Source organism: Marinobacter sp. BSs20148, assembly GCF_000283275.1.
In the GTDB taxonomy this organism is placed as follows: domain Bacteria; phylum Pseudomonadota; class Gammaproteobacteria; order Pseudomonadales; family Oleiphilaceae; genus Marinobacter; species Marinobacter psychrophilus.
The window spans coordinates 3,869,251-3,895,982 of record NC_018268.1 but is presented as its reverse complement, the minus strand read 5'-3'; the positions used below and the strand labels follow the sequence as shown (position 1 = coordinate 3,895,982).

The following is a 26,732-nucleotide window of genomic DNA, read 5'->3' as shown; positions in this document are numbered from 1 at the left end:
TGGCCCGAGTTTTGCGCCGAGAACATTACTCTGGCGTAAAGCCGGGCTGACCAACCCGGAGTTTTCATGTCTACCCGCCCCCCTAAGTGCTGGCCCGAAGCCTGGCTCGCGTCTGTTGCCTTGATTGCGATCTGTTTGATCAGCCTGGGTAACGTAATTGTGCGCTATACCACCAATGCGTCTTTTGCCTTTACTGAAGAGTTCTCGGTGTTTTTTCTCGTTCTGGTGACTTTTGCGGGCGCTGCGGTAGCGGCGCGCAACAACCAGCACATCCGTATTGAGCTGATCGAACATCACTTGCCGGCGCCTTTAAGAACAGCCGTGTACATAGTGCAATGGGCAATGGGCGTGACAGTGTTTGCCATTACCGCTTGGTACGGCAGTGTGTTTGCTTGGCAGGAGTACCAGTGGGAATCGCTGTCACCCGGGCTGGGTTTGCCCAACTGGATTTACGTGATTTGGCTGCCGCTCATGGCGTTGGCCATTATTGTACGCATGACTCAGAGTTTGATAGATCGACTGCGCGGTAAAGCCGATCCGGAGATTATTCATGAGTCCTGATCTGTTAATGATCGCCAGTTTTATGGTGGCGCTGCTGCTGGGTGTACCCGTGGCCATGGCCTTGGGGCTGGGCGGCGCAGTAGGTATTGTGGCCGGGCTGTCGCCAGACATGCTGGCCACCTTTGGCACCAACACCTACAACAGCGTGGCGAAGTACCCGCTGATTGCCATACCGCTTTTCATACTAACCGGTTTGATTTTCGAACGTGCTGGTGTAGCCGCCAGTCTGGTGCGCTTTGCCCAAGCTATTATTGGCCCGCGCCACGGTGGCCTGACCGTTGTTGCCGTGCTGGTATGCCTGATTATGGGCGGCATGAGTGGCTCCGGCCCAGCCGATGCGGCCGCCGTGGCCATGGTGATGCTGCCCAGCATGCGCAAGGCAGGTTATCCGCAGCCGTTTTCTGCCACGCTGATTGCGGCATCGTCGTCTACCGCCATTCTGATTCCACCGTCCATCGCATTGATTCTGTATTCCATTGTGGTGCCGGGGGTAGATTTGCGCGCGCTGTTTGCCGCCGGTGTGTTCCCTGGTATTCTGGCGGGGCTTTCGCTGCTGATACCGGCGCTGTATTTTTCTCGAAAATATCGCTGGGAAGATCCGAAAACCTCGGAGCGTCCACCTTTTTGGCCCAGCTTTAAAGCGGCCTTGCCGGCTTTGTTCGCGCCGGTGATTATTTTGGGTGGCCTGCGTTCCGGCTTGTTCACACCCACCGAAGCCGCGGTGGTGGCGGTTACCTACGGGGTGATTGTGGGCTGCCTGATCTATCGCAATCTGAGCCTGCGTGGGCTTTACGATCTGGTGACCGATGCTGCGGTTACCTCCGGCGTGGTTATGCTGATTATCGCTTTGGCGGGTATTTTTGCCTGGGCTGGCACCACTTTGGGCACCTTTCAGCATCTGGCGGACGCGTTATTGTCGCTGTCGGACAACGGCTGGGTGCTGCTGGGGCTGGTGATGCTGCTGGTGTTGCTGGCGGGTATGTTGCTGGATGCGGTATCCATTTACCTGATTTTGATTCCCATCGTATTGCCGCTCATGAACCACTTTGGCTGGAACCCGGTGTGGTTCGGTATTCTGCTGGCCATGAACATTGCTATTGGTCAGTTTACTCCGCCGGTTGCAGTGAATTTGATGGTTACCACCCGTATTGCCAATATCCGCCTGGAGCACACCCTGGGTTGGGCCTTGGTGTTCGTTGTCGCTATGGGCGTAAGCCTGTTGCTGGTCGCACTGGTGCCGGGTATTGCGCTGTGGCTGCCCGACAAGCTTGGCTTTGTGGTTGGGCCTTGGTAATGACAGGGCCATAGTTTGAGGGCCATAGTCTAAAGGGCCCTTAGTTAAGTAATCGGCAGGTTGGCTGTTGCGTAAGGTACGATGCTTAAAAGCTAGCGCGGTGGCAACTGACAACCCTGCTTGCAGCGCGAACGAAAGCGCAAGCGGGCGAAGACCAGATAGGCTCGGTTCACCAGACCAACCAGGTGCAGTTTCTTCAATATTGTCGCCAAATGACGGTAGCCCGGCAGTTCCTGCCACACCACCACAAACGCGTGAGCACCGGACTGCAGGGTGCCTGCGCTGTCTACTGCGTGAATAACTTTCATCGCGTCTGTGTGGCTAAGCTGATATTGGGCCAAGGTCGTGTCGCTGGCGAATATATCCTGCCAGTCGATGCGTGATTGCTTGTCGACCTTGCGGTAGTGGTCAATCTCGCGGCGGCACAACGGGCATTCGCCATCGTAGAATAAAATCGGTTTTGCGGGCATAGCGTGGCCTTGTGGTCAGTCTGTTCGAGTCGTACGTTAACGAAGTTGCGTTACTGAGGTTACGTTGGCGGGGGCGAAGCGTATTCATTGGCGGGGTAGGAAAGGCATGTATAAAAAAAGCAGACAGCAAAAAGGCAGCCGAAGCTGCCTTTTTTGATTATTGGCTGTTATTCACAGCACAATTATCTGTTCTAGCTTAGACAGCTACAACGTTCTCTGCCTGAGGACCTTTCTGGCCCTGAGTAACAGTGAACTCAACCTGTTGGCCTTCAGCCAAGGTCTTGAATCCGCCACCTTGAATAGAGCTGTAGTGAACAAATACGTCGGGGCCGCCTTCACGAGTGATAAAGCCAAAACCTTTTGCTTCATTGAAGAACTTAACGGTACCGGTAACTGTAGACATAATAATAATCCTGAATTCTTTAAGTAATGTGCTGTCAGTCGTCCTTTGTGACGACGGATCAGCGGTATGCGGGAAACAAAAAATGAGGCGTGATCAAAAACAGGACGATGCGTTACTTAGTACGTTCTATTGATGAAGTGCTTTGCTAAATCTTTCCGACGGGATGCACTCTACACGTAAACGAGAACATTGCAAAGCCTTTGTGTGGTTTTTTGTAACCTGTAGGTACAGCAACGGATAAGCCACGTGTTGAAATGGTGAAAACGCGGCAGCACGTCAATAAAGCAACAACCAAGCTATAGTTGTAACAACGTAGGTGCCAAAGGAGTAGGGATTATGGCCGGAGGGTGGGCACGGGATGGCGCCGTGCAAGATCAGATCGACGCCAGCGTTGAAGATGCGGTTAACAAAGCCAGAAGCAGCCTGGGCAAGGGCGATAGCCTGACCCATTGTGAAGAATGCGGCCGGGAAATACCTGAGGCCCGGCGGGCTGCGGTGCCGGGTGTGCGTCTGTGTATAAAGTGCCAGACCGAGCTGGAAAAGCAGCAGGGCAAAAGTGGCGGCGTTAACAGGCGCGCCAGTAAAGACAGCCAGCTGCGCTGAGCCTCGGGTATGAGGCCATTTAATAAAGGTGCTACGAGAATGCTATCTTAGCGCTGAGAAAACGCCCAGCAACGCCGTGACCAAGGCGTTCCCCGCACATTTTGCCAGCGATACCCTGTGATTATGACCATAACGCCATTTAACCATCTTGTTTGCCCGTTAGACGGACAATCCCTGCTGATGCAGCAAAACAGTTGGCGCTGCGCCAACGGACACAGTTTCGATAACGCCCGCCAGGGCTATGTACACTTACTGCCGGTGCAGAACAAGCGGTCACTGGCCCCTGGTGACAGTAAGGAAATGGTGGCGGCGCGCCAGCGCTTTTTAAGTGCCGGGCACTATCAGCCGATAGCCGCTGCGGTTGTGCAATCGGTCGCGGAAGCATTGAACGCTGCGGGCGCGGGTGCTGAGCACCCGCCAGGCACAAAAGAGTCTTTCGCCTGTTTGGATGCGGGTTGCGGCGAAGGCTATTATTTGCGCCAGCTTGATGCGTGCTTGTCGGCTCAGAAACACGAACAGCAGTTGTCGCTGGTAGGCTTGGATATTTCAAAACCGGCGGTTCTGGCATCGGCAAAACAGTCAAAAACAACGCGATGGCTGGTCGCCAGCAACGCCAATATACCGCTGGCTGACGGGTCTTTGGGCTGCATTTTGAGCCTGTTCGGGTTTCCGGTGTATCCGGAGTTCCGGCGGGTGCTGCGCCCTGGCGGCCGGGTAATGGTTGTCGACGCGGGGCCGGATCATTTGCGCGAATTGCGAGAAGTCATTTACCCGGTACTCAAGCCCGATGTCGACAAACCCAACGCCAGCGAAGCGCCTCCCGGCTTTCAGACAATAGGGCGGCAGACGATTAATTTCAGCCTTGCATTGGTCGGCGAAGGCGCCATTGCCGACCTGTTGGCCATGACCCCGCACCTTTATCGCGCCAAAGCCGAGGGCCTGGCCCGCGCCGCTGCGCTTGGCGAATTGGACGTAACAGTGGATGTACGGCTGACGGTGCTGGAAGCCAAACCGGGTGACGGCGCCAGCGCTCCAAGCGCTGCCGTGAAATAGCACGGGTTGGCATTCATACATTCGTATTACCCGCTGCTGCTTCTCGGAGGTGTAACGGGAGTATAAGTAATAGCTTCAAGCTATCTCTTGTTTGGGCATTATCAATTTTTGTTAAGCGCGCAGCATCCCTACAATAGGAGTCAGTTACTAATCATTTGGCAAGCAAAGGGCAATATCTTATGGGTATCATTAACTCAGAAATTAAACCGTTTAACGCAACCGCTTTCAAAAGAGGCGAGTTCGTTGAGATTTCTGAAACAGACGTAAAAGGCAAGTGGTCTATATTTTTCTTCTACCCGGCTGATTTTACTTTCGTATGCCCCACCGAGCTGGGCGACGTAGCTGACAAGTATGAAGAACTGCAAAAGATGGGCGTTGAAGTGTTCTCTGTATCCACAGACACCCATTTCACTCACAAAGCCTGGCACGACAGCTCTGAAACCATCAACAAGATTCAGTACTACATGGTTGGTGATCAGTCCGGCAACATCACTAACAACTTTGGTGTGATGCGTGAAGGCCAAGGCCTGGCAGACCGTGCTACTTTCCTGATTGATCCAGATGGCGTCATCCAAGCCGTTGAGCTCACCGCGGAAGGCGTTGGTCGTGATGCGTCCGAGCTGATGCGTCGGGTTAAGGCTGCTCAGTACGTGCGCAAACATCCGGGCGAAGTTTGCCCCGCCAAGTGGCAGGAAGGCGAAGCGACACTGTCTCCTTCACTGGATCTGGTTGGTAAGATCTAAGACTCCTTTTAACAGGGAATCAAACAGTACAGGCCTGTGTTACGGGCTTGCTACTATCAAAAAACCCCGGAAATCCGGGGTTTTTTGCGTTCAGGGCAAGGCGGATTACAAACTGCGTGCAGGGGCTTGAGGCTTCTTTGGTTAGCGTCCGTTGTCCATGCTTACGGGTCCCCAGGACGATGAAATCCATAACAACCCGTGTCGCTAAAAATCTGGCTATAAAAACGATCTGCGTCAGGTACTGGCGATGTCGGTGCCGTAACTGACACCGCGGGCTTTCAGGCGGTAGAACTGTTCTACCACATCGGCCATGGCATCTGAGCAGTAGGGGCGCAAACCGCCCAGCACCAACCGTTTGGATACGGTGCCCAGCGCCTGGTCGCCAGACATCAGGCGATACTCCAGAGTTACCCGACCACGCTTGCCATTGGCTTCCAGGGTGGCGTTATGCAGTTCAAGTTCCGGTGACGCTGCATGCAGGCTATCCAATGTTACGGTCATACTGTCGTACATGACCATTGGCCGGTCCGGGTTGAACATCACGCCGTTGGATTCCATCAAAGGCTTCATGGTGTGCGGGAAGTTTTTGCCCGAAGCTGCCACGTAACCCAAGGTGAATTCTTCGATAAACACTTTGTCGGTGGTTATGTCGCCGCTGCGGGCGACTTCCAGATACACCTTGCCGGCTTGATCGCACACCTGAATAGTGCCATCGGCGCCTTCGCGAAATTCCAGGGGCACGTCTTTACCCAGCAGGGCGCGAAAGTGGAAGGTCATATTCGTCGACAAGCCAAAACGCCAAAGTACGACAGCGAACAGTAAATCCCCTGGCACGCAAAAGCGGCGGGCATCCGGGTCGTGAATGGGGTTGAAGTCCCCGGCCACTTCTTTGGCAAACAAGCTGGCCTGGGCGGCGCTGATGTATACGCGACCATCCTTTTCACAGTGAAAACGTTCTAGAAACATGGAGTACCTTATTCCGAGTGGCCAGATTCAGCTTCCCATGATAGTCCAGCTGCACTCATATCAAAATGCACCATCTGGCTTAATGCAAAAATACTGAAGAATATCTTTCGTTAGGGTGTGAATCGGCCGATGCCCGTTGATAGCAAACCCCTATCGCAGTTTTTGAATCAATTGATTTGAGCTTTTTTTTCCGGCGCCGTATCTTATCGACATCAACTTAGAACAACCGGATAAAACCGCGCCGGTTTACTGACTCTATCCCTTATAAAGGACGACAAAATGTTAGATGCCAAGCTGAAAGACCAGTTGAAAGGTTACCTGGACAATGTAAAACAGCCCATTGAGCTGGTTGTGGCGCTGGACGACAGTGCAAAAGCTAGCGAGCTGTATGAGCTGCTGCAGGAAATCGACGCGTTGTCTGACATGATTACTCTGCGTGAAGATGGCGACTCTGACGTGCGTCGCCCGTCATTTGCTATTAACCGTGTTGGTACCGACATAGGTGTGCGCTTTGCCGGTATCCCTATGGGCCACGAGTTTACGTCACTGGTGTTGGCATTGTTGCAGGTGGGTGGACACCCTTCCAAGGCCACTCCCGAGTTGATTCAGCAGGTACAGGAACTGGACGGCAATTTTGAATTTGAAACTTACTTTTCGCTGTCATGCCAGAACTGTCCGGACGTGGTGCAGGCGCTGAACTTGATGAGTGTGCTGAACCCAAGCGTGAAGCACACCGCCATTGACGGCGCCTTGTTCCAGGCCGAGGTGGAAGAGCGTGAAATCATGGCGGTGCCCAGCGTGTACCTGAACGGCAAGCTGTTTGGCCAGGGCCGTATGAAGCTGGAAGAAATTGTAGCCAAGCTGGACACCAACACCGACGCCCGTGAAGCTGATAAAATCCGCCAGAAGGGCATCTTTGAAGTGTTGGTAATCGGCGGTGGCCCCGCTGGCTCCGCAGCGGCTGTTTACGCGGCCCGTAAAGGCATCACCACCGGCATTGCCGCTGAACGTTTTGGCGGTCAGGTTGCTGACACCATGGGCATTGAAAATCTGATTTCCGTGCCCTACACAGAAGGCCCCAAGTTAGTGGCCGCGATGGAGCAGAACGTCATAGAGTATGGTGTGGATATCATGAACATGCAGCGGGCCGAAAAGCTGATTCCGGCGACAAAGCCGGGCATGCCTCATGAAATTCGTATGGCCAATGGTGCTTCGTTGAAAGCCCGCACCTTGGTGTTGTCGACCGGTGCCCGTTGGCGCCAGCTGGGTGTTCCCGGTGAGGACAAGTATCGCAACAAGGGCGTGGCTTACTGCCCGCACTGCGACGGCCCATTGTTCAAAGGCAAGCGCGTAGCCGTCATTGGCGGCGGTAACTCAGGCGTGGAAGCCGCCATCGACCTGGCCGGTATTGTTGGCCACGTAACCTTGCTGGAATTTGGTGTCGAATTGCGCGCTGACGAAGTGCTGCAGCGTAAGCTGCGCAGCCTGAAGAACGTGGATGTCGCGGTATCGGCCCAGACCACTGAAGTGACCGGTGCAAACGGTAAGGTGAATGGCCTGGACTACACGGATCGCAACAGCGGTAAAAATGTTCACGTAGAGCTGGAAGGCGTGTTCATACAAATCGGCCTGTTACCCAACACCGAGTGGCTGAAAGGCGATATCGAACTCAGCAAGCACGGAGAGGTAGTCATCAACGAGCGCAATGAAACCAGCATTCCTGGCGTATTTGCCGCCGGTGATGCTACCACCGTGCCCTACAAGCAGATCGTGATTTCCATGGGTGAAGGTTCCAAAGCGGCCCTAAGTGCCTTTGACTTCCTGATTCGCAACTCTACTGACGAATAGGTGTTGAAGAGCGTTCGTTGATGGGTGTTTGCTGACGCGCAATTGCTGATAACGAATCAGCTGCGCATCAGCTCCCAGCTGCAAATGTTGACCGCCGAGGCCAGATTGAGAGATTCAATCTGGCCTTTGCCGTTTATGGTGTAGGCAGTGGCGTTTAGTGCATCAAGGGCCTGAGCCGGAATGCCGCGGGCTTCGTTGCCAAACAGATAGCAGTCGTGGTCGGCAAAGCCGGGCTCGGTTAAGCTGCGGCCATTCAGGTCAAGGCAAGCCAGACGTTGAAATCGCTGGCCCAGGCTGATTAGCTCAACCTCGGTTTCAAGCGGCACATGGAATATCGCGCCCATACTGGCACGCACCACTTTCGGGTTATAAGGGTCGACACTGCCGGGGCTGAGCAGGCAGCGAAAACCACCAAACCAGGCCAGGGTGCGTAAAATGGTGCCCAAGTTGCCTGGGTCCTGTACCTCGTGCAGATAGATGGCTTTTTCAGGGCCGCGTTGTGTGTCAATGGCTGGCTGTTTTTGCGACTGGGTCATGGGCGTGACTGTCGGCGCCACTTCGGGCGCTATTATGGGCACTCTTATAGGCGCTTTTATGGGCACTATCGCCAAAATACCCTGGGGCGTTTGGGTATCGGCTAGCCGCGCCATCTGGCGTTCGCCGATCAGGTGAGTGGTGAACGGGCTTTGCCAGTGCGCATAAGCCGCCGTCACGTAAAGCTCTGAAGACTTTAAGGCAGGCTGTGTGCCAGCGGCTTTCTGCAATTCCAGCACCAAGTGCTCGCCCTCTACCAGATAGTGTCCGAAAGTCTGGCGATATTTTTTTTGATGCAGTTTTTTGATGTCGTCCAGCTTCACGGTTATGTCCCGGTTGTGTGTGCAGAGCTCAGATGGCGGCTAATGAGTGGAGCTATTGTACGTGGCTGCCGGTTGGCTGTCAGTGCGCTGGTGCCGACGCGCGGGGCGCTTTTGCGGCGCTCTGGCGCTCGGCGTACAATGGTGCGATGAATAACCCGACTAATAACCGAACTCATAAAGAGCCACCATCATTCGGTTAACAAAGAGACACTATCGTTCGGTAAACAAAGAGACACTATGGCCCGATCAAAAAGCAGTAACCGCTGGCTGGAAGAACACGTTAACGATCCCTTCGTGAAAAAAGCGCAAATGGATGGCTATCGCTCCCGTTCCAGCTACAAACTTCTTGAAATTAACGCCAAAGACAAGCTCATCCAACCCACTATGACGGTGATGGACCTGGGTTCTGCGCCTGGCGGATGGTCCCAGGTCGCCACCGATCTGGTGGGGCATAAAGGCCGGGTAATAGCCTCGGACATTCTGCCCATGGACGCCGTTGCCGGTGTCGAATTTATTCAGGGCGATTTTACCGAGAACGCTGTTTTTGAGGAAATCATGGCGGTACTGCGCGATGCAAAAGTCGACGTGGTGATTTCAGACATGGCGCCCAACATCAGCGGTGTGAACGCGGCAGACCAGGCCGCGTCTATGTATTTGATCGAGCTGGCGCTGGACATGGCAAGCCAGGTGCTAAAATCCAAGGGCAGTTTTGTTGCCAAGGTGTTCCACGGTGGAGGTTATGACGGCTACGTGAAAGCTGTGCGCGAACAGTTCGACAAGGTGGTGGTGCGCAAACCGGATTCTTCCCGTGCCCGCTCGCGGGAGGTTTATCTCGTGGGTAAGGGCTTTCGTGGCTGATCGCTTGTCTAAATAAGCCGTTACCAGCTATGAATGCTCATGATGGCTGATACCGGGACGGGTGTCAGTTACCTACTATTATACTCGCCCTTGCCATTCAGAGACGCGCTCCTTTGCTGCTGATACGTTCTGCTCTTGCTTACCTTGCGTTGATTGCCGCCATTCTGGCATTGCTTCCCGGCATGGCCGGTTTGGGCGCTGCAGCGGTCAGCCTGGCGGTTATTCTGGGTTGGCGGGATATGCGCCTGGTACCCAGGGTGGTTTTTCTAGTGGCGGGTTTTGCGTTGGCGTTTGCTCTGGGTCGCGACCCGGGCATGATTGCGGCAGCGGCGGAGAACATGAGCCGCCTGGCCGGTTTGGTGCTGGCGGTTATGCTGCTATCGTCGGTGCTCGCCCGTACTTCAGATCTGCAAAAAATTTCGACCAGCCTTTTTGGCGGGCGGCCAAGGGTGCGTTATCTCAGCCTGGCCTTTGGAACCGCGATGGTGTCGATACCGCTCAATTTTGGTTCGGTAGCGGTGGTCGGAAGTGTGGTGGGCGAACGTATCCGCAGCAACGGCGATTCCCCATCTACCCGCAACGCCACACGAGCCGTGCTTAGAGGCTTTGGTGTATCGCCTACTTTTTCGCCGCTGTCGATTTCTGTGGTGCTTACACTGACCTTGCTGCCGGGCCTTGGCAGCCTTCAGTTATTGATGCTCACCATTCCTTTTTCCATAGTTTTGCTGTTTTCCGGGTTGGTCTGGTGCGAACCTGAGCCAGAATCTGAAATAGAACCCGTTAAAGTTGAGGTTTCTGGCGCCAGCGCCACTGCCAGCAGTGGTGTGAGCGGCGCCGGTCTGGCACCCTGGTTTCGATTCTGCGCCTTGATCTTGGCAATTTGTGCCGGTGTTTTCTTGCTTAGCCATCAGTTTCAGCTCAGCTATGCCTACGCCGTTACTCTCAGTTGTATGGGCGCGGTCATAGGTGCCAGGCTTCTGGCGTGGAGCCGCCGAACCAACCCGCCCTTGGTGAGTATGGCTAACGTCAGTAACGAGTTGGCGATTGTGGGCGGCTCGGCGTTTATTGGTGCTGTCATCAGCGCCGCAGTGCTGGGCCAGATTAGTGGTGATTTGAATGTGCCCAACTGGCTTTGGCCGGTGCTAGCCGCGGCCGTACCCTGGGCGTTTTTCATCGCCGGACTGGGCGGCGTAAACCCGATTGTTATCGGTACCCTGGCAGGGGGCATTCTGGGAGCCGTTTGGCCGGAAAACGGTCTGGTGGGTTTGGGCTTTGCGATGGTAACCGGTTGGGGAATTACCGCCTTTGGTACACCGTTTGCCGCTAACGCGCTAATTATGGAACGCTTAACCGGTTACAAGGCGGTAGATGCATCATTGCGCTGGAGTCTAAGTTTGGCGCTGTCGGGATTAACCGTCGCCAGTGCGCTGGCGGCCGGCCTGACGCTCGTTCTGGTGTAGTTCGTCTGCCAGTTAAGGCCTCGTTTCATTTTGTGCGATCTTGTGGTCAACGCCCTGCGTCCCGGTCTGATGGCAATCACCTATGGCGTATGCCAAAGCCCTCTGTTATTGTCTGCGCAATCCTGCCTCTAGGGATTCCGCAGTTTTAGGCGTAAAACCCACATGCGAACCATCCATACGACCTGTCAGAGGACGTCACCCCGTTAACGGCGTGTGACCGTAGTCGTCTTTTACGCCATGAGTCTTCATGGCATCTGCCCGCATTCGCCGACAACGGTGTTCGTGGAGGCAGAACAATCAAGAGTTAATCTATTATGAGTTTTTCTTCACTCGGTTTGTCTGAGCCGCTAGTCCGTGCCACTTTGGACCAGGGTTATGAAACCCCGTCACCCATTCAGTTAAAAGCAATTCCAGCGGTATTGGCCGGTAAAGATGTGATGGCCGCCGCGCAAACCGGCACCGGTAAAACCGCCGGTTTTGTTCTGCCGATACTGCAGATGCTGGAACAGAACCCGCGTACCGGCAAAGGCCCGCGCGTGCTGATTCTGACGCCTACCCGCGAACTTGCCGCTCAGGTGCACGACAGCGTGAACCTTTACAGTCGTTACGTGCCCACCCGCGCGGCTGTCGTATTTGGCGGTGTGAAAATTAACCCGCAGATGATGAAGCTGCGCAAAGGGCTGGACGTACTGGTGGCAACACCTGGCCGCCTGATGGACCTGTATCAGCAGAACGCTGTGCGTTTCAACGAAGTAGAGTTTCTGGTGCTGGACGAAGCCGACCGCATGCTGGACATGGGCTTTATTCGCGATATCCGCAAGATTCTGGCTATGCTGCCTGCGAAGCGCCAGAGCCTGCTGTTTTCTGCAACCTTCTCCAACGAAATTCGCACCCTGGCCAAGGGCCTGCTAAACGACCCGGTGCAGATTGATGTTGCAGTGCGCAACACCACTGCCGAAAGCGTTATTCAATCCGTTTATCCGGTGGATCAGAGCCAGAAAACGGCGCTGTTGAGCAAACTGGTGCGCGACAACAGCTGGGAACAAGTACTGGTGTTTACCCGCACCAAGCACGGTGCGAACCGCCTGACCGAGAAGCTGGGCAAAGACGGTATTACCGCTGCTGCGATTCACGGCAATAAGTCCCAGGGCGCCCGTACCCGCGCTTTGGCCGAGTTCAAGCAGGGTGATATCCGTGTGCTGGTAGCGACCGACATTGCTGCTCGCGGTTTGGATATCAAACAGTTGCCCCAAGTGGTGAACTTTGAGTTGCCTAACGTGCCGGAAGACTACGTTCACCGTATTGGCCGTACCGGCCGCGCGGGCGAAAGTGGCCACGCGTTGTCGCTGGTGAGTGCTGACGAACTCAGCATGCTGGTGGGTATCGAAAAGCTGATCAAGAAGCAGCTGCCGCGCAAGGAAGTAGAAGGCTTTGAGCCGAAGAACCACGTGGCACTGGCGCCCAGAGCCAAGGCCGATCCCAGCAAAGCCCGTAACCGCAGCGGTGGAAATGGTGGCGGCAATGGCCGGCCAAGTGATAAGCCCCGCAGCTTTAGCGATAAGCCAGGCGGCCGCAGCGCAGGCCGGAGCCAGAATGGCGATGGCGGCCAACGCGGACGTTCAGGTCAGCGCCAAAACCCGGGAGCCTGAGGCCATACGGGCTTGAGGTAGCAGGTTAAAAATGCGGAGCTTTGGCTTCGCATTTTTTTGTTCAGAATCTGAAAATAAAAAGCGGGGCCGTGTAAAAACAGGGCCCCGTAAAAGGGAGTGCATTCAGAGTGTGCTGGGCCATTGGCTCAGCAAGTAATCGGGACAGCTGTCAGAACTTGTAGGTGAAACCTACCATGTAGACCATTGGGTCGATTTCGACTTCGAACTCATCGACTTTCGTTCCGTCGGCAAGTGTAATCTGTGTATCGGTATTTATGTCAGCCCACCATACCGCAGCGTTCAAACCAAAATTGTCACTCAACATGTAGTCAAATCCTACTTCAGCAGCAACGCCTACACTGTCGTCCAGCTTGATATCGGCTCCCACCAGTGGTGCGTAATCTGAGGTCATTTTTTCTTCAAAAAAAGTGGTGTAGTTCACACCAACACCCGCGTATGGCTGAAAGGCCGATGAACTGTGCATCGGGTAGTACTGTAGCGTCAGAGTGGGTGGCAGGTGCTTGATTTCAGCCAGCTTGCCAAGGGCAGCAAGATCGCCTGCACCACTAATATTGTGTTTGAAAGGCGTTGCCGCCAAAAGACCGAGACCAATATTACTGGTGAACATGTAGGTCGCGCGAATACCTAACTGGGTGTTGTCATCAACATCAACGCGAGCGTCGGCGAGGCCAAGCAAAGGAGCGCCACCAACTCTAAGCTTCTCACTGGACGCATCCGGTGCAACCTGAGCAGCACCCGCGCGCAGAATAAAATCACCAGCTTCAAAAGCCTGAGCAGCCGGCGCAACCGCCATTACGGCCGCAGCCAACACACCAATTTTGAAAGTACGGGACATAATAAATCTCCAAGGTTCGATTCGTATTGGCTGTAAGAGTAATGGTTGCTACAAAGGCAATCTTGATTTAGCGCAATTATTAAAAAAAGAGGAGCGCTATTTCACGGCACCTTTGATTCAGCTCAAATAATGAGCGTATTGCGGGGTGTTTTTTAACGCCTTGGCCAGTAACGCTGCATTTCCATAAACAGGAAGGACGCACTCCAGCCCACCAGTACCAGCCCGGCCAGGCCTTCAATGCCGGTCAGAAAACGCAGGTTGCCTATGGGCTCAATGTCGCCGTAGCCTACGGTGGTAAATGTGCTGAACGAAAAGTACACGCAGTCCAGAAGGGTGCCGTTAAAGTTACCAATCAGCAGCCCCCAGCCCCGAGTACGGCTACAGCCAGTCGGAAATGCTGATGACTACCCATTTTTCCCAGTACGCTGCTCAGCCGCACCAGCACCAGCACTTCGTGATGAATCAGCACCACAGTCGCAACCAGCACACTGAAGGCGACAGTGGCGATAGGCAGGCTACCGGGTTCTTCTAAAGGCAAAAGTGAAGCTCTCCCTGCGGGATGACAGGCCCGCAGAGCGGGTGCGACTACCCCAGTTTATAATGGGTTCTTGCAGATATTATGGTTGGGTTTGTTTTTTCTGTTATCCGATTGGCGCTATGATACAGGCCGAAAAATGCAGAATAGTTTCCACAGGAGTAAAGGCAATGTTTGTGAAAAAAATCTCAGCAGCCGTGTTGGTGGCCGCTACCCTGACGTTTGCAGGTTGTGCATCTGTGGGTCAGGATTTTGCCACCCACAATGTTGACCAGATTACAGTCAACGAAACCACTCGCTCAGAAGTGCAGGCGTTGTTTGGTGAGCCTTGGCGTACCGGTATGAAAGACGGTAAGCGCACCTGGACTTACGGCAAGTATCGCTGGTCTGCGTTTGGCGACGACAAAACCGAAGACCTGATTATCACGTTTGATGGCAACGGAGTGGTGCAGTCTTACAATTATAACGCCACGCAGTAAACCGCGAAGAGTGAATAAACAAAACGGGCTGCATTTGCAGCCCGTTTTGTTTTAAATAATCTTACATTTCCAGGCTGTCTTTATAACGCTGAGTAGGTCCACTTCCTTACGGCAAATTCGGGGTGAGGGGATTATGCTTAGCGCCCAAAATCTCCTTCTGTGGAATTCTTCGGTAATGATTGAATTGTTTTTTTCGACCTACATCAGCAGCTCTATCCGCTTTTTGTTTCTGCTGGCGCCGTTTTTCGTCGTGACCATGTTTTTAGCGTTAACTCGCGGGCTGCCGGCGGACGAGAAAACCGCGATTATTCGTCGTGCCTGCATATCGGCGCTGGTGTTGGGTGTGATTCTGTTTTTTGCCGGTCCTCTGTTGTTTGGTGCCATTGGTATTACTCTCAATTCGTTCCGCATTGGTGCAGGTACACTGTTGTTTTTGACGGCCATCAGTCTGGTTAACAACGGTACTCGCAGTCACGCCACGAGTCTGCCGGATGATAGTCGCGATGATATTGCGGTGGTGCCCTTGGCGATACCGGTGATGATTGGCCCGGCTACGATTGGTGCGATTCTGGTTTACGGTGCTGAGCTGAAGCAGGTTGCGGCGGTGGCTGGGGGTTTGTTGGGGTTGGTGTCGAGTTTGCTGATTCTGGCGGTTTTGTTGCGATTATCGGGTTATTTGGAAAAGGCGATGGGTAAGAATGGCCTGAATATTATGTCGAAGATCAGCGGGTTGATTTTGTCGGCTATGGCGGCGGAAATTGTGTTGACCGGGTTGTCTGGGTTTATTACGGCTTCTGGGTTGGTTGTTAGGTAACGCACCAGATGTGGTTGTCCCGCCACAGCGTAGGGGACAGATTTCAAATCTGTCCCCTGTCTTGTTTGTCCCCGGTTTCCCGTCATTCTACCGCTTACAGCATCTATTTTTTTGAGCTCCGCAGCGCAGGGTTGAAGTCTCTTGCCGGGTATTTTCTTCTTTGGGTCAGGCCGATCAGGATTAGCGGTATTACGATCATCAGGCTGCCGGCCAGGAACCATAAATCGGGGACTTCGTTGAACCATATCCAGCCGATGGCGACGGCCCAGATCAGGCCAGTGTATTCGGCGCTGGTGACTTGGTTGGCGTCTACTTGGCGGTAAGCCAAAAGGACGGTGATGTTGTAACCCAGTATAAACAGGGAGGAGCCGGCGGCGATGATGACCAGGTCGGTGCTCCAGCGCGAGCCTTGCTGCCAGTCCCAGATTGCCAGTGCGCCGGTAGCGGGGATAATCAGCAGGTAGTTCAGGACCAGTTTGTGCACGGTGGTCTGTTGCTTTGGCAGTTTACGCACCAGTACGGCGTTGATGGCCAGTGAAAACGCCGAGCCCAGGGCCGCAAACGCTGCCCAAGTGAAATCTATGGGTCTTAGTATCAGTATAATGCCGGCAAAGCCGCTGAATACGGCAATCACGCTCAGGGGTGTGAGGCGTTCGCGGAAAATGACGACTGATAACAGCATCACCAGTATGGGCGCGGCGTAGAATACGGCATTGGCGGTGGCCAAGGGCAGGTTGGCCAGGGCGATGATCATGCACAGCATGCCAATCAGGTGAACATGGGCGCGGATGGCGTGAATGCCGGTGCCAGCAAAAAACTGGCGGCGGTCTATTTTTTTGGCCAGCGGTAACAGCAGCAGCAGAGTGAGCACGCAGCGCAGGAAGGCGAACTGGAATATAGGCGCGCCGGGATCCAGCAGTTTTATAAGAACATCGGACATTAACGCCATGGCGTTGCCGATCACCAGCAGAAAGATGGCGCTGCCAACGGTTTTGCCAGACATGAATAACCTCAGAAAACGCGTAATGGATTCAGCACGGCAGTATAGCCGTGGCTTTGGTCAGCCTGAATGCCGTTTAGTACCTATCTAATGTATAGGCATTTATTTAATAGTTAAGCTATCTAAATGAAAGTGCTGGCAATCTTTGTCGGATTGCCAGCTCAGCGATCAGTGTCCTGCGGGGCGTTCGACCACTTTGCGTTTGCCAGTGACGCACTTTGACAGCTCTTTCAGGCCGTCGCTGTCAAACGCATCTACGCGAATAACGTCGTAGAGCGCGGCGAGTGCCTCTTCCAGTTTTTCGCACTCATTGGCTTTCACTACGCCTTGGGCGCAGGCCCAGTCGACCAGCTGTTTGCGTTCGTGGCCCATCAGCAGGGCAATGCCGTCCAGGTCGTCTTCATCGCGGTCTCGAATAGCTTGGTGCAAGCGAGCGCGCATGTCGGTGGTTTCGTTGGCCAGGCGGTAGGCGTTCAACACCCTGCCCAGAGAATCGCTGCTGTCTGTGGGTATATAGGCGCCGCGGTGTATGCGCTGGCGCAGCGGTGTGTCTTCTACAATGCTGGCGGCCACTTTGGTGCCCAGGCGGTCGTCGGGGCCATTCAGGCCCGTCGCGCCCAAGGGGAACACCAATAATCGCAGGGGCCAGCGCAGGGCTGGAACTGGGAAGTTGATGATGGCTTCACGCATGGAACCCTGCAAATCGCGCAGGCAGGTTTTCAGGCACCATTCGACCATGTGGCGCTGTTCTTCCGGATAGCCTTCTTCGTGCCATTGTTTGATCACTGCGGTGGCGTAATACAGCTGTACCAGACAGTCCGCCATGCGCCCGGACAGGCGTTGGCGAGCCTTTAGGCCGCCGCCTACGGAAAGCAGCGTAACGTCGGTCATCAGCGCAAGGGCCGCCGAAAAGCGCGCCAGTTGGCGGTAGTAAGGTTTCAGGTTGCCTTGGCGCGGCACCGGTTCGGCCAGGCCGCCGGTCAGGCCTAGCACCAGCGCGCGCAAACCGTTACGGGTGGTGTGCGCCAGGTGGCTGTAGAAAACGCCATCGAATTTTTTGGTGGCCTGATCTTGGTCTTCCATTCCAGCCGCGGCGATTTCGTCAACAATAAATGGGTGGCAGCGGATGGCGCCTTGGCCAAACACCATTAGGCTGCGGGTAAGAATGTTGGCGCCTTCTACGGTGATACCGATGGGTATAGCTTGGTAGGCGCGGGCCAGGAAGTTGCGCGGCCCGGTAATAACGCCGCGGCCGGCAACGACGTCCATGGCGTGGTTGATCACAATGCGCATCAGGTCGGTGTTGCGGTATTTCAGCAGCGCAGAGGGCACGGCCGGGCGTACTCCGCGGTCCAGCATACCTGCCGTGAGCAAGCGCGCTGCGTCCATCATCCAGGTGTAACCGGCGATGGGTTCCAGCGCTTCTTGCACGCCTTCAAACTGGCTGATAGAGCGGCCGAATTGTTCTCGGGTCAGGGCGTAAGAACCGGTGGCCAGGCTGGCAACTTTGCCGGCGCCTGTGCCCAAAGCCGGCAGCGAAATAGAACGACCTATGGACAGGCATTCCAGCAGCATGGTCCAGCCTTTGCCTAGCATGTCTTGGCCGCCGATCACCTGGTCCATGGGAATAAATACGTCGTTGCCCCAGGTCGGGCCGTTCATGAACACTGTGTTCATCGGCAAGTGGCGGGCGCCGGCGTGAACGCCATCGGTTTCCCGCGGCACCATCACGCAGGTAACACCCATGTCGGGGATGTCGCCCAACAAGGCGTCTGGATCATACACTTTGATGGCCAGCCCAATCAGGGTAGCCACCGGCGCTAGCGTGATGTAGCGCTTGTTCCAGGTGACTTTCAGGCCCAGTACTTCTTCGCCCTTCCATTGGCCTTTGCACACAATGCCTTTGTCTGGAATAGCGCCGGCATCTGAGCCTGCTACCGGCGATGTCAGAGCGAAACAGGGAATTTCCTGGCCGCCGGCCAAGCGTGGCAAATAATGCTGCTTTTGGGCATCGGTACCATAGTGCATCAACAGCTCACCGGGCCCAAGAGAGTTAGGCACCATCACGGTGACCGCAGTGGACACGCTGCGGGTGGATATTTTCATCACGATTTCGGAGTGCGCGGTGTTAGAAAACCCCATGCCGCCGTCCTTCTTGGGTATGACCAGCCCGAAAAAGCCGTTACCGCGTATGAACGCCCACACTTTTTCGGGCAAATCGTAATGCTCATGGGTGATTTCCCAGTCGTTCAGCATGGCGCAGAGTTCCTCTACCGGGCCATCCAGAAACGCCTGTTCTTCGCTGTTCAGATGCGCCGGCTTTGCGCCCAGCAGTTTCGACCACTGTGGCTTGCCCGAAAACAGCTCGCCGTCCCAATCCACCGAGCCGGACTTCAGCGCTTCGGCTTCGGTATCTGACAATTGTGGCAAGCGTGAGCGTACCCAGTTCAGCAATGGTCTGCTGAACCTATTGAGACGCAGATCGCTGGGGTTCAGCAGAATTAACGCCAAAGCCAGGGCAAGCCCGCCGACTACAAAGCTGACCAGATGCCAGTCGTCTTGGGCCAGGCCAATCAGCGTAGCAACGCACAGCACAACGCTGGCCGTCTTTCCGCCAATACTGAGGTAAATCAGTACCAGCGCGCTTAACAACAGAAGCACAACACTCATGGCAACTCCTTGTCACAATGAAAAATGTCCGGAACAACCCATGATGCCCGGAACAAACACTATAGCAGGCCTCCGTAGAGCGGGTTGTACTCTGCGCCCTGTAACGACTTGTAATATGGATTAAATACTGTAACAAAAAGCGACATTCAGCAGCGCTGAAATGAGCTGAGGGCGTGATCGCCACCCCCCGTTACATGCTCAGCCCGACAACCAGCAAAGCCAGTGTGGCAAGCAGGCAGGCTACGTTTACGGCCAGAACCGGTGGCAGGCTGTGATGATCGCCTGCCACCTGGGGCAATTTGAAGGTAATCCACAGTGCCAGGGGCAGGGTTATAAAACCTAGCGCCGTTGCCGGCGGCAACCAACTGCTGACCAGAGCCAGCGCGAGTACGCCATAACTGGCCAGTAGCATGGCTCCGGCCAGCCACGCGGCTTTATAAACGCCCAGCACGATCACCGCGTGATAACGGCCGCCACGGCGATCGGCTTCGGCGTCGGGAATCTGGTTCATCAAAAGCAGTGTGCTTACCAGCAGCAGACTGATGACAGACACCGCGACGGCCGCGGCGTTGATCGGCGCCCCTAGTGCTACTACAGTCCCCAGCACCATCACCGGGCCAAACCCCAGCCCGGGCGCCAGCAGACACAGCAGAGGCGAACGGGTAATCCAGCGGGTGTAGGTAATGACCAGAGCAACGCCAGCCCCCCCCAGTATTAGCATCGGCAAGCCCCGTTGCGATAAAAAATACAGGCCAATAACCACTGCCAGACCCAATGTAACCAGTGCTCCCAGTAAAACGGAGCGCGCCGCCGACGGCAGCTGTGGCAGGGCGCCGCTGCCGCCTGAAAACGGCGTACGGCGGGTGTGCAAATCCAGTCCGGAGGTAAAATCCTCGTATTCATTCAGCATATTCACCGCGGCGTGGGCCAGCAGCGCACCCATGAAAACCAATAGGATGTCCAAGAAGGGCGGCGGAGTTTCGGGCCGCCGCCAGGCCAGCGCAACTCCCAGACCTACGCACAGCGGGGCCATCACTAAAAAATTGGGGCGGGAAGTGCGAATAACAACGGCGGTTTGAGACATGGATTACGGGGCCTTCTGATGTATGCTGAGACTTTGCTATCAATTAATTATAACCTCAAGCTTGGGTCAGGCTCGCAGCGGCGAGCGGCCTTGCTTTTGGCAATTTCAGGGAGTGATGTGTGTCCCAGACAGATTTTGATCAGCCGGTAAACCGGGAAAACACCCATGCGGTGAAATTGGACGCCCGCGAAGCGGTGTTCGGCCGCGCCGATGTACTGCCGGTGTGGGTGGCCGATATGGATTTTGCTGCGCCGCAAGCGGTGACTGATGCACTCAGCGAGCGCGCCCTTCACCCGGTATACGGTTACACGATGTTCCCCGATAGCCTTTACAGCGCCATGCACGACTGGTTTCGCCAGCGCCACCAATGGAGTTTTCAGCGTGAATGGGTGCTGATGGCGCCGGGCGTAGTGCCCTCATTAAATGCCGCGTGCATGGCGTGTACCGATCCGGGCGATGAGGTAATTATACAGCCACCAGTATACCCGCCGTTTTTCAGTTCGGTGCGACAAACCGGGCGTCAGGTTCTGGAAAATCCGCTGCTGGCGGAAAAACAAGAAGACGGCAACTTGTACTACCGCATGAATCTGGCCCACTTGGAGCAATGTGCGGCGCGCCCGCAAGCAAAGATGCTGCTTTTGTGTTCGCCCCATAATCCAATCGGGCGGGTGTGGTGTGAAGCCGAACTGACAGCGGTGCTCGACATTTGCCGACGCCACAACCTAGTGCTGCTGAGCGATGAAATTCATTGCGATCTCGTGTTTTCCGACAGCCGCCGCCACCGTATGCTAGCGGCCCTTGCGCGCCCCGACGACCAGTTAATTACCGCCATTGCGCCGAGTAAAACCTTTAACGTCCCCGGCCTTGGTTTGTCGGCCATGGTGATCGCAAACAGCGGGCTTCGGCAGAAAATGGCGGATGTGCTGAAATCGTTCCACATGCCCCAGAGTAATCCGTTTAGCGTAACCAGTTTCGAAGCCGGTTACCGCCACGGCGGCCCCTGGCTGGACCAGTTGATGGATTACCTGCAGGCCAACCGCGATTTTGTGGTGAACCAGGTTTCCCAGCGTCTGCCGGGTATAAATGTGAGCGCCCCCGAGGGCACTTATTTAATGTGGCTGGACTGCCGCGCACTGGGGTTGGACGACACCGGCCTGAAACGCTTGTTTGTGGAGCAGGCTGGTGTGGGTATGAATCCGGGTGTTTCGTTTGGCGCCAATGGCAGTGGTTTTATGCGCCTGAACATCGGCTGCCCGCGAGCCACCCTGGAGCAGGTGATCGAGCGTATCCAGGCGGCGCTTGGCGCTCGGCAGTAGATTCACGATGAGTGGGGTGGCGGCTTAACCATCGTTGTCGATGAGATCGTCGCCGCTTTCTTCATCTTCCACGCTCTCTCTCATTCCCGCACTGTCAGCGTGGCCAAGCTCGCCGTTGATGTGAAATTCCGGGTTGTCAGCTTTGGTGCCCAGGTGGTACGCGGCGAATCCCGCCATAACCACCTGGTCTACTGCCATGCCAATCAACCGCCCGCTGCGAGTGGCTCGCACCGGATACTGGGCGTTGGTAATGGGGTCGGTAACATGACCCATCAGATCGCCCTTGTTTACATTGTCGCCCAGGTCCACCTTGCTGAAAAGAATGCCACCGTGATCAACCCGCACCCAAAGTGAGTCGTAGTAAACCGGCTCGGGTGCACCCCACGCAAACATCCGCGAAATCATTTCCTGTTTCTCCAGCAGGCTGATCAGGCTGTTCACCCCGGCTTTTATCTGGTGCTCTTGAATTCGGTGGGATTCCCCGACTTCCAGAGTCACTGCGCGGATACCGGCGTTAACGGCCGCGGTGCGCAACATACCCGGTGAACCACTGCTGTGCACCACCGCAATGCGGTCAAAGCCGAGGGTGAAGGCTGCTACATCCGGATTGTTCATATCGGCGCGCAGTTGCGGCAGGTTAGTGCGCTTTTGCGAGCCAGTATGAATGTCCACCAGCATGTCGCAATGGTTGATAATTTGGGTAAACAGCGAGTGGGCAATGCGATCCGCCAGGCTGCCGTTGGCGCTGCCGGGGAAGTGCCGGTTGAGGTCGCGGCGGTCAGGCAGGTAACGGCTGCCTTGCTCAAAACCCGGCAGATTCACAATCGGCACACCCACAACTCGCCCGGACAGTTTGGTCGCGTCAAGGTCATACAGGGTGCGGCGCACAATTTCGATGCCGTTTAGCTCATCGCCGTGAATGGCTGAGGTCAGGCACAGGGTAGGGCCGGGATTGATGCCGTTGACCACCAGAACCGGCGTTGGATGCGATAGACCGGCAATCTGGATGTTGGGAGACCAAGCCAGGCGGGTAGAAATGCCCGGCCGAATATCACTGCCCAGCAGGCTGAAATTTGCGGTAATTTTTGGGGTCTCCACCGCGGGTGCGGGCTGAATCGAGTCTGAGAGCGGCTCAGAAAGCGGCTTTGCACCAGCGTCAGGACTTGTCAGTTCGGCCGCGGTTGCCGGGGGCCTCGCCACCTCCTTCAAATCGATATCCGGTGCGCTGCGGCTGGCGGCCGGTTGTGATTCTGCGGGTGCCTGTTCGCTCTCCAAGTCGACCATTAAGGTGTCGCCGTCACTGTTATCGTCGGCTTGGGCTAAAAGCGCGCCAAAAGCACCCGTCATAACGATGGCGCTTGCCAGAGAACGCCTGGTCAAGTGCTGCCAAAATGCCACTACCACCCTGTGTTTGCTGGCCATACTACCCCTTGAAATCGTGACTTCTTGCTTTTACCGAGCCTGAGTGTGGATAGATTAGAGCGCTTTATAGATGGTTGATATGGCTGTGACAAAGGTTTAATACCGTTTTCATGAAGCCTTCGCCGGATTAGGGATGATAGGTGGCGGATTGAACGAGTGTTTTAGCAGCACGCTTTTGTTATCAAACAATGAGTCGAGCTCATAAGCCTTCTGCGCCCGGTATCGGCGTCATCAGGTATGGCGGGTGGAATGCCAGGCGTCGCCGTTGCAACTGGCGCGGTCCTCCTGCTCCAGCTTTAACAGGTGTGCCAGCGCCGAGCGCGCGGCCACCCCGTGAATCGCCGCCGGTACGTCGTCATAGGCGCTGGCGGTAAGGTTTTTCAAGCTGACCGGTGCCAGCTTCTTCAGCACCCGGGCAATTTTGTGTTCTCGGGTCAATCGGTGGGTAATTAAATAATCTACCGTCGCCTCTGGCCGCGCCATCACGAAGCCATGGCCAGGTGCAATAAAACTCAGCGGTTCGGCCAGCAAATCATAGAGCGATTCCATGTACGCCTTCATATCGCCATCTGGCGGATTTATCACCACGGTGGATCCCTGCATGATGTGGTCTCCAGAAAACAGTATTCCCTGTTCCAACAGCAAATAACACAGGTGATTCGAGGCGTGGCCCGGTGTGTGTAAAACCTTCAGGATGCCGGCGTCCGTGGCAATCAGGTCGCCGTGTTCGGGCTCGTTATCCGGGATGAAACTGCTGTCCTGTGACGCGCCTGCCGGTGCGGCACGCCCAATCAGCCGGCATCCGGTGCGTTGTTTTAGTAGGCTGGTGGCCGGAGAATGGTCCTGATGGGTGTGGGTTACCAGCACCTGATCAACACGGCCACCGGTTAACTGAAGAATGCGCTCGATGTGGGCTGGGTCCTCCGGCCCCGGGTCAATCACAGTGAAACGATCGTGGCCTACCAGGTACGTGTTGGTGCCCGGCCCCGTCATCACGCCTGGGTTGGGTGAGGTCAAGCGGATAACGCCGGCGGCAATTTCTACCGGCTCGCCGGGGACAATTACCGCGTTGGTGGTGCCTGCGCCTTCAGGGTCAAGCTTGCGGGCTTCATCGTACGCCGGCGCGTCGGGTTCCAGAACGATGGTTTTATCGCGGCGTCTGGCGGGCCAGGGTTCGCTGGGCAAAGGCTCGGGCGGATTGGCATGGGCGTAACGCATCACTTCGCCGGTATGGGTAAAATCGTGCAGCACCCGCAGGGTGCGCAAGGTTGGCAGGCTGAATAGGCGTTCGCCGCTGCGGTATTGCGCCAGGCCCTGTTGCGGTGTTATCCACAAGTGGTCAATGGTTTCTTCGCCATCGTGGCTGGCGATCTGGTTTTCTGGGGTAACCGCCACAAAAAAGCGGGTATCAAAGCGCCGCGGTGGCCCCGGTGGGGTTACCCAGTGGCTCAGGTAAGCCAGCCGGTCCAGAGGCAGAATCAGATTGTGTTGCAGGCACAGCACCTGCAGGCTCACGTCGCCGCGAAACAATGCCTGCCGTGACTGATGAATAGGGTGATCTGCGCCCACCAGCTCGCCGTTATCTTTAACCGCCAGCAGCAGGCCGGCTTCTTCGAAGCATTCCCGCAATGCCGCCACCATGTAGTCTGCGCCGCCCTCGCTTAGGCTCATGGTCTGGCTGATGGCGCTGTCGTCAGGGCCGGCAATGTGGGCGCGGCAGGCTTGGTCTGCGTCATCCACCGCGCCGCCGGGAAACACGAAATAACCCGGCAGAAAAGAGGCTTTCCAGGTACGTTGTAGCAGTAGAACCTCAAGACCCTTGTCGCTATCGCGGATCAAAGCAAGAGTAGCAGCGGGGCGAATATCCATAAAATCACCAGCAGTCAGTCGTCAATATGGCGCAATTCGGATTTTTGCGTGATTATGCCAACATACCTCATTTCTTGGCATAGGCGAATGGATTGTGGCTCGAATAAAACTGGAATTTCCCGAACAGGTGTTTTGTTTTCAAACTCGTCTGGCAGTGCGCAGCACCGATCTGAACGGAGCCAATCATTTGGGTAACGATGCGCTGATTTCCATGCTGTCAGAGGCACGGGTGCAGCTTCTTTCCCATCACGGGATCGACGAGGTCGGTCACCATGGTGTGGGCATTCTGGTGACTGACTTGGCTACCGTGTATCAGGCCGAAATTTACTACCCGGAAACCCTGATGTTTGACGTAGGGGTAACCGACTTTAATCTCTACGGCGGTGATTTTGTATTCCGCGTAACCCGCGAACGGGACGGCGCTGCAGTGGCGCAGGCCAAATACGGTTTTGTGTTTTTTGATTATGATGAAAAGCAGGTAACGCCCATGCCGGATAGCTTTCGCCTGAAGTTCGCCGCCTGAGGCACGCTTAACGTTAGCCTAACCAGCATTACGGGCCGTTACTTCGTCGGGTTCTTGTCTGCTTTTGCGGATAGCCTTGCCATACCGGCGCGGTAAAGCTGCCAGGCGATAATGCCGGCCAGCAAATTGCCCACCAGTGCGCCGGTCATCAGGCCGGGAAGGCCATTAAGCTGGCTGCCTAGCCAGAGCATGGGCAGGTAACACAGGAACAGTCGCAAGGTGGAAATCAGCAGCGCTCGCAGCGGCAGCCCCAGAGCGTTGCACACCGACACCATCAGCATGCAGGCGCCCAGCCCACCGTAGCTTAGCGGTACTCGCCATAGATAGCTGGCCAAAGTGCTTTGCACCTCCGCATCGGTGGTGAACAATTCGGTCACCAAGCCGGAACCCAGCAGCCATAACAGGCCAATCGCCAGCTGCCAGACCACCAGAAACCGCACGGCCAGGCGCACCAGGCGACGGACACTCTCTATTTCACCCCTGCCCAGCATGCGCCCGATCATTTGCGGCATCGACATGGTCAGCGCCAATACCACCACAATTGAGAAAAACTCCAGCCGCGACCCCAACCCCCAGGCCGCTACGGCGGTAGAACCGAAACTGGCTACCAGCGCTGTGGCCAGCACCGCGGCCATTGGCGGCATCATCTGACTGACCATGGCAGGCGCCATAATGCCGCCTAACTGACGCACCGCGCGAGCCAACTGCAGGCCGGCCAGGTCAAACCCGAGCCAGCCGCGTTTGATCAGCAGCGGATAGATCACCAGAGCGCCCAGGCTGAACGCGGTGGCGGTGGCCCAGGCCGCGCCGGGCAGGCCCCAGCCAAAATAAAAGATGTATAGCCAGTCCAACCCTATATTCAGCAGGCTGGTGGCAACCATCACAGCGCCGGCCAGTTTGGTGTCGCCGTGGGAGCGGCATAGGCTATAGCCAAAATACACCATAGCGCCGATCCAGGCTGCAATCAGCCAGGGCGCCCAGTACTGGCGAATAACCGGCCAAAGTTCGGGCTCGGCGCCTAGCAGGGTTAGAATCGGTTGCTGGCCGAGCCACACCAGCAGGCAAAGCACCAGCACCAGGGTTGCGCCAATCAGTACCACAAGACCACCCAATTGGCGGGCGCGATCGCTGTTGTTTTGGCCCAGGGTGCGTGAAATCACCGCGGTGGTGGCAATGCCCAAGCCCACATACATGCCGCTGACCAGTTGCTGCATGGGAATGGTAAAGCCCAGTGCTGCAAGCGGGTCGCGGCCAAGTTGGCCTATAAATGCGCTGTCGGTAAGCTGAAAGGTCATCAGCGATAACACACCGAACAGCATTGGCCATGTCATGTCGTAAAGCTGGCGATGCAGGCTGGCGTTAGTGGGTAATTGACTCACAGGGGCAATCCGAATGTCGG

The 26,732-nt window shown here is 55.7% G+C and carries 26 protein-coding genes; 13 read left to right on the top strand and 13 right to left on the bottom strand.

Annotated elements, in window-relative coordinates; all coding sequences use genetic code 11:
* Positions 1-66 precede the first annotated feature (66 nt).
* Positions 67-561, top strand: a complete 495-nt coding sequence (locus tag MRBBS_RS17795; RefSeq protein ID WP_014873001.1) for a TRAP transporter small permease — start codon at positions 67-69, stop codon at positions 559-561.
* Complete coding sequence (locus MRBBS_RS17790; protein ID WP_014873000.1) at positions 551-1,855, top strand: TRAP transporter large permease; 1,305 nt, start codon at positions 551-553, stop codon at positions 1,853-1,855. The genes MRBBS_RS17795 and MRBBS_RS17790 overlap by 11 nt, the downstream gene beginning before the upstream one ends.
* 92 nt (positions 1,856-1,947) lie before the next feature.
* Here the strand turns inward: MRBBS_RS17790 and MRBBS_RS17785 are convergent, their stop codons facing one another.
* Positions 1,948-2,325 (bottom strand): thiol-disulfide oxidoreductase DCC family protein, encoded by a 378-nt coding sequence (locus MRBBS_RS17785; RefSeq protein ID WP_014872999.1) that lies wholly within the window; start codon positions 2,323-2,325, stop codon positions 1,948-1,950.
* A gap of 196 nt (positions 2,326-2,521) precedes the next feature.
* Entirely contained in the window at positions 2,522-2,728 is a 207-nt protein-coding gene (locus MRBBS_RS17780) for a cold-shock protein (protein WP_007348184.1), read from the bottom strand.
* A gap of 336 nt (positions 2,729-3,064) precedes the next feature.
* Between MRBBS_RS17780 and MRBBS_RS17775 the strand changes: the two genes are divergently transcribed.
* From MRBBS_RS17775 to ahpC, 3 genes are all read left to right on the top strand, one after another.
* A complete protein-coding gene (locus MRBBS_RS17775; RefSeq protein ID WP_014872998.1) occupies positions 3,065-3,331 on the top strand; it encodes a DksA/TraR family C4-type zinc finger protein in 267 nt (88 codons plus the stop codon).
* A 123-nt stretch (positions 3,332-3,454) separates the two neighbouring features.
* Positions 3,455-4,384, top strand: coding sequence for a putative RNA methyltransferase (locus MRBBS_RS17770; RefSeq protein WP_041635713.1), 930 nt, complete (start codon positions 3,455-3,457; stop codon positions 4,382-4,384).
* A gap of 179 nt (positions 4,385-4,563) precedes the next feature.
* Positions 4,564-5,127 (top strand): alkyl hydroperoxide reductase subunit C, encoded by a 564-nt coding sequence (gene ahpC, locus MRBBS_RS17765; RefSeq protein ID WP_014872996.1) that lies wholly within the window; start codon positions 4,564-4,566, stop codon positions 5,125-5,127.
* Between the two features lie 234 nt (positions 5,128-5,361).
* Here ahpC and MRBBS_RS17760 read toward each other — a convergent pair whose 3' ends face one another.
* Positions 5,362-6,093 (bottom strand): DUF3581 domain-containing protein, encoded by a 732-nt coding sequence (locus tag MRBBS_RS17760; protein ID WP_014872995.1) that lies wholly within the window; start codon positions 6,091-6,093, stop codon positions 5,362-5,364.
* Positions 6,094-6,372: 279 nt separating this feature from the next.
* On the opposite strand from MRBBS_RS17760, the gene ahpF reads away from it, so the two are divergent.
* Positions 6,373-7,941: an alkyl hydroperoxide reductase subunit F gene (gene ahpF / locus MRBBS_RS17755; RefSeq protein WP_014872994.1), complete on the top strand. Its 1,569-nt coding sequence runs from the start codon at positions 6,373-6,375 to the stop codon at positions 7,939-7,941.
* 56 nt (positions 7,942-7,997) lie between these two features.
* Here the strand turns inward: ahpF and MRBBS_RS17750 are convergent, their stop codons facing one another.
* Positions 7,998-8,798 (bottom strand): TrmH family RNA methyltransferase, encoded by an 801-nt coding sequence (locus tag MRBBS_RS17750; RefSeq protein ID WP_014872993.1) that lies wholly within the window; start codon positions 8,796-8,798, stop codon positions 7,998-8,000.
* 237 nt (positions 8,799-9,035) lie between these two features.
* Here MRBBS_RS17750 and rlmE point away from each other — a divergent pair, with 237 nt between their 5' ends.
* From rlmE to MRBBS_RS17735, 3 genes are all read left to right on the top strand, one after another.
* Positions 9,036-9,656 (top strand): 23S rRNA (uridine(2552)-2'-O)-methyltransferase RlmE, encoded by a 621-nt coding sequence (gene rlmE, locus MRBBS_RS17745; RefSeq protein WP_014872992.1) that lies wholly within the window; start codon positions 9,036-9,038, stop codon positions 9,654-9,656.
* A gap of 113 nt (positions 9,657-9,769) precedes the next feature.
* Positions 9,770-11,116 (top strand): hypothetical protein, encoded by a 1,347-nt coding sequence (locus tag MRBBS_RS17740; RefSeq protein WP_014872991.1) that lies wholly within the window; start codon positions 9,770-9,772, stop codon positions 11,114-11,116.
* Between the two features lie 314 nt (positions 11,117-11,430).
* Positions 11,431-12,765 (top strand): DEAD/DEAH box helicase, encoded by a 1,335-nt coding sequence (locus MRBBS_RS17735; RefSeq protein WP_014872990.1) that lies wholly within the window; start codon positions 11,431-11,433, stop codon positions 12,763-12,765.
* A gap of 169 nt (positions 12,766-12,934) precedes the next feature.
* Here the strand turns inward: MRBBS_RS17735 and MRBBS_RS17730 are convergent, their stop codons facing one another.
* The 3 genes from MRBBS_RS17730 to MRBBS_RS20520 all read right to left on the bottom strand — a co-directional run bounded on the left by MRBBS_RS17730 (position 12,935) and on the right by MRBBS_RS20520 (position 14,159).
* Positions 12,935-13,621, bottom strand: a complete 687-nt coding sequence (locus MRBBS_RS17730; RefSeq protein ID WP_014872989.1) for an OmpW/AlkL family protein — start codon at positions 13,619-13,621, stop codon at positions 12,935-12,937.
* A 152-nt stretch (positions 13,622-13,773) separates the two neighbouring features.
* Positions 13,774-13,941, bottom strand: coding sequence for a potassium channel family protein (locus MRBBS_RS20525; RefSeq protein WP_014872988.1), 168 nt, complete (start codon positions 13,939-13,941; stop codon positions 13,774-13,776).
* A gap of 32 nt (positions 13,942-13,973) precedes the next feature.
* On the bottom strand, positions 13,974-14,159 hold the full coding sequence (locus MRBBS_RS20520) for a hypothetical protein (protein WP_014872987.1): 186 nt from the start codon (positions 14,157-14,159) through the stop codon (positions 13,974-13,976).
* Between the two features lie 167 nt (positions 14,160-14,326).
* Between MRBBS_RS20520 and bamE the strand changes: the two genes are divergently transcribed.
* Entirely contained in the window at positions 14,327-14,635 is a 309-nt protein-coding gene (gene bamE / locus MRBBS_RS17720; protein WP_014872986.1) for an outer membrane protein assembly factor BamE, read from the top strand.
* 175 nt (positions 14,636-14,810) lie between these two features.
* Positions 14,811-15,449, top strand: a complete 639-nt coding sequence (locus tag MRBBS_RS17715; protein ID WP_014872985.1) for a MarC family protein — start codon at positions 14,811-14,813, stop codon at positions 15,447-15,449.
* A gap of 103 nt (positions 15,450-15,552) precedes the next feature.
* Here the strand turns inward: MRBBS_RS17715 and MRBBS_RS17710 are convergent, their stop codons facing one another.
* The 3 genes from MRBBS_RS17710 to MRBBS_RS17700 form a co-directional block, all read right to left on the bottom strand.
* The gene (locus MRBBS_RS17710) at positions 15,553-16,452 is read right to left on the bottom strand and encodes a DMT family transporter (protein WP_014872984.1); all 900 of its coding nucleotides are present in this window, start codon (positions 16,450-16,452) and stop codon (positions 15,553-15,555) included.
* A 165-nt stretch (positions 16,453-16,617) separates the two neighbouring features.
* Positions 16,618-19,119 (bottom strand): acyl-CoA dehydrogenase, encoded by a 2,502-nt coding sequence (locus MRBBS_RS17705; RefSeq protein ID WP_014872983.1) that lies wholly within the window; start codon positions 19,117-19,119, stop codon positions 16,618-16,620.
* A 190-nt stretch (positions 19,120-19,309) separates the two neighbouring features.
* Positions 19,310-20,203: a prenyltransferase gene (locus MRBBS_RS17700; RefSeq protein WP_014872982.1), complete on the bottom strand. Its 894-nt coding sequence runs from the start codon at positions 20,201-20,203 to the stop codon at positions 19,310-19,312.
* A gap of 119 nt (positions 20,204-20,322) precedes the next feature.
* Here MRBBS_RS17700 and MRBBS_RS17695 point away from each other — a divergent pair, with 119 nt between their 5' ends.
* Positions 20,323-21,519 (top strand): MalY/PatB family protein, encoded by a 1,197-nt coding sequence (locus MRBBS_RS17695; RefSeq protein ID WP_014872980.1) that lies wholly within the window; start codon positions 20,323-20,325, stop codon positions 21,517-21,519.
* A gap of 24 nt (positions 21,520-21,543) precedes the next feature.
* Here the strand turns inward: MRBBS_RS17695 and MRBBS_RS17690 are convergent, their stop codons facing one another.
* Together MRBBS_RS17690 and MRBBS_RS17685 are read right to left on the bottom strand one after the other, a co-directional pair.
* Positions 21,544-22,941: a succinylglutamate desuccinylase/aspartoacylase family protein gene (locus tag MRBBS_RS17690; RefSeq protein ID WP_014872979.1), complete on the bottom strand. Its 1,398-nt coding sequence runs from the start codon at positions 22,939-22,941 to the stop codon at positions 21,544-21,546.
* Positions 22,942-23,172: 231 nt separating this feature from the next.
* Positions 23,173-24,810: an MBL fold metallo-hydrolase gene (locus MRBBS_RS17685; RefSeq protein ID WP_014872978.1), complete on the bottom strand. Its 1,638-nt coding sequence runs from the start codon at positions 24,808-24,810 to the stop codon at positions 23,173-23,175.
* Positions 24,811-24,904: 94 nt separating this feature from the next.
* Here MRBBS_RS17685 and MRBBS_RS17680 point away from each other — a divergent pair, with 94 nt between their 5' ends.
* Positions 24,905-25,333: a thioesterase family protein gene (locus MRBBS_RS17680; RefSeq protein ID WP_014872977.1), complete on the top strand. Its 429-nt coding sequence runs from the start codon at positions 24,905-24,907 to the stop codon at positions 25,331-25,333.
* A 38-nt stretch (positions 25,334-25,371) separates the two neighbouring features.
* Here the strand turns inward: MRBBS_RS17680 and MRBBS_RS17675 are convergent, their stop codons facing one another.
* Entirely contained in the window at positions 25,372-26,664 is a 1,293-nt protein-coding gene (locus MRBBS_RS17675; RefSeq protein ID WP_050996759.1) for an MATE family efflux transporter, read from the bottom strand.
* Between the last annotated feature and the right edge of the window lie 68 nt (positions 26,665-26,732).

Coding starts and splice junctions, on each gene's coding strand:
- MRBBS_RS17795 (WP_014873001.1), top strand. CDS start 67: ATGTCTACCCGCCCCCCTAAGTGCTGGCCCGAAGCCTGGCTCGCGTCT.
- MRBBS_RS17790 (WP_014873000.1), top strand. CDS start 551: ATGAGTCCTGATCTGTTAATGATCGCCAGTTTTATGGTGGCGCTGCTG.
- MRBBS_RS17785 (WP_014872999.1), bottom strand. CDS start 2,325: ATGCCCGCAAAACCGATTTTATTCTACGATGGCGAATGCCCGTTGTGC.
- MRBBS_RS17780 (WP_007348184.1), bottom strand. CDS start 2,728: ATGTCTACAGTTACCGGTACCGTTAAGTTCTTCAATGAAGCAAAAGGT.
- MRBBS_RS17775 (WP_014872998.1), top strand. CDS start 3,065: ATGGCCGGAGGGTGGGCACGGGATGGCGCCGTGCAAGATCAGATCGAC.
- MRBBS_RS17770 (WP_041635713.1), top strand. CDS start 3,455: ATGACCATAACGCCATTTAACCATCTTGTTTGCCCGTTAGACGGACAA.
- ahpC (WP_014872996.1), top strand. CDS start 4,564: ATGGGTATCATTAACTCAGAAATTAAACCGTTTAACGCAACCGCTTTC.
- MRBBS_RS17760 (WP_014872995.1), bottom strand. CDS start 6,093: ATGTTTCTAGAACGTTTTCACTGTGAAAAGGATGGTCGCGTATACATC.
- ahpF (WP_014872994.1), top strand. CDS start 6,373: ATGTTAGATGCCAAGCTGAAAGACCAGTTGAAAGGTTACCTGGACAAT.
- rlmE (WP_014872992.1), top strand. CDS start 9,036: ATGGCCCGATCAAAAAGCAGTAACCGCTGGCTGGAAGAACACGTTAAC.
- MRBBS_RS17735 (WP_014872990.1), top strand. CDS start 11,431: ATGAGTTTTTCTTCACTCGGTTTGTCTGAGCCGCTAGTCCGTGCCACT.
- MRBBS_RS17730 (WP_014872989.1), bottom strand. CDS start 13,621: ATGTCCCGTACTTTCAAAATTGGTGTGTTGGCTGCGGCCGTAATGGCG.
- bamE (WP_014872986.1), top strand. CDS start 14,327: ATGTTTGTGAAAAAAATCTCAGCAGCCGTGTTGGTGGCCGCTACCCTG.
- MRBBS_RS17715 (WP_014872985.1), top strand. CDS start 14,811: ATGATTGAATTGTTTTTTTCGACCTACATCAGCAGCTCTATCCGCTTT.
- MRBBS_RS17710 (WP_014872984.1), bottom strand. CDS start 16,452: ATGTCTGGCAAAACCGTTGGCAGCGCCATCTTTCTGCTGGTGATCGGC.
- MRBBS_RS17705 (WP_014872983.1), bottom strand. CDS start 19,119: ATGAGTGTTGTGCTTCTGTTGTTAAGCGCGCTGGTACTGATTTACCTC.
- MRBBS_RS17700 (WP_014872982.1), bottom strand. CDS start 20,203: ATGTCTCAAACCGCCGTTGTTATTCGCACTTCCCGCCCCAATTTTTTA.
- MRBBS_RS17690 (WP_014872979.1), bottom strand. CDS start 22,941: ATGGCCAGCAAACACAGGGTGGTAGTGGCATTTTGGCAGCACTTGACC.
- MRBBS_RS17685 (WP_014872978.1), bottom strand. CDS start 24,810: ATGGATATTCGCCCCGCTGCTACTCTTGCTTTGATCCGCGATAGCGAC.
- MRBBS_RS17675 (WP_050996759.1), bottom strand. CDS start 26,664: ATGACATGGCCAATGCTGTTCGGTGTGTTATCGCTGATGACCTTTCAG.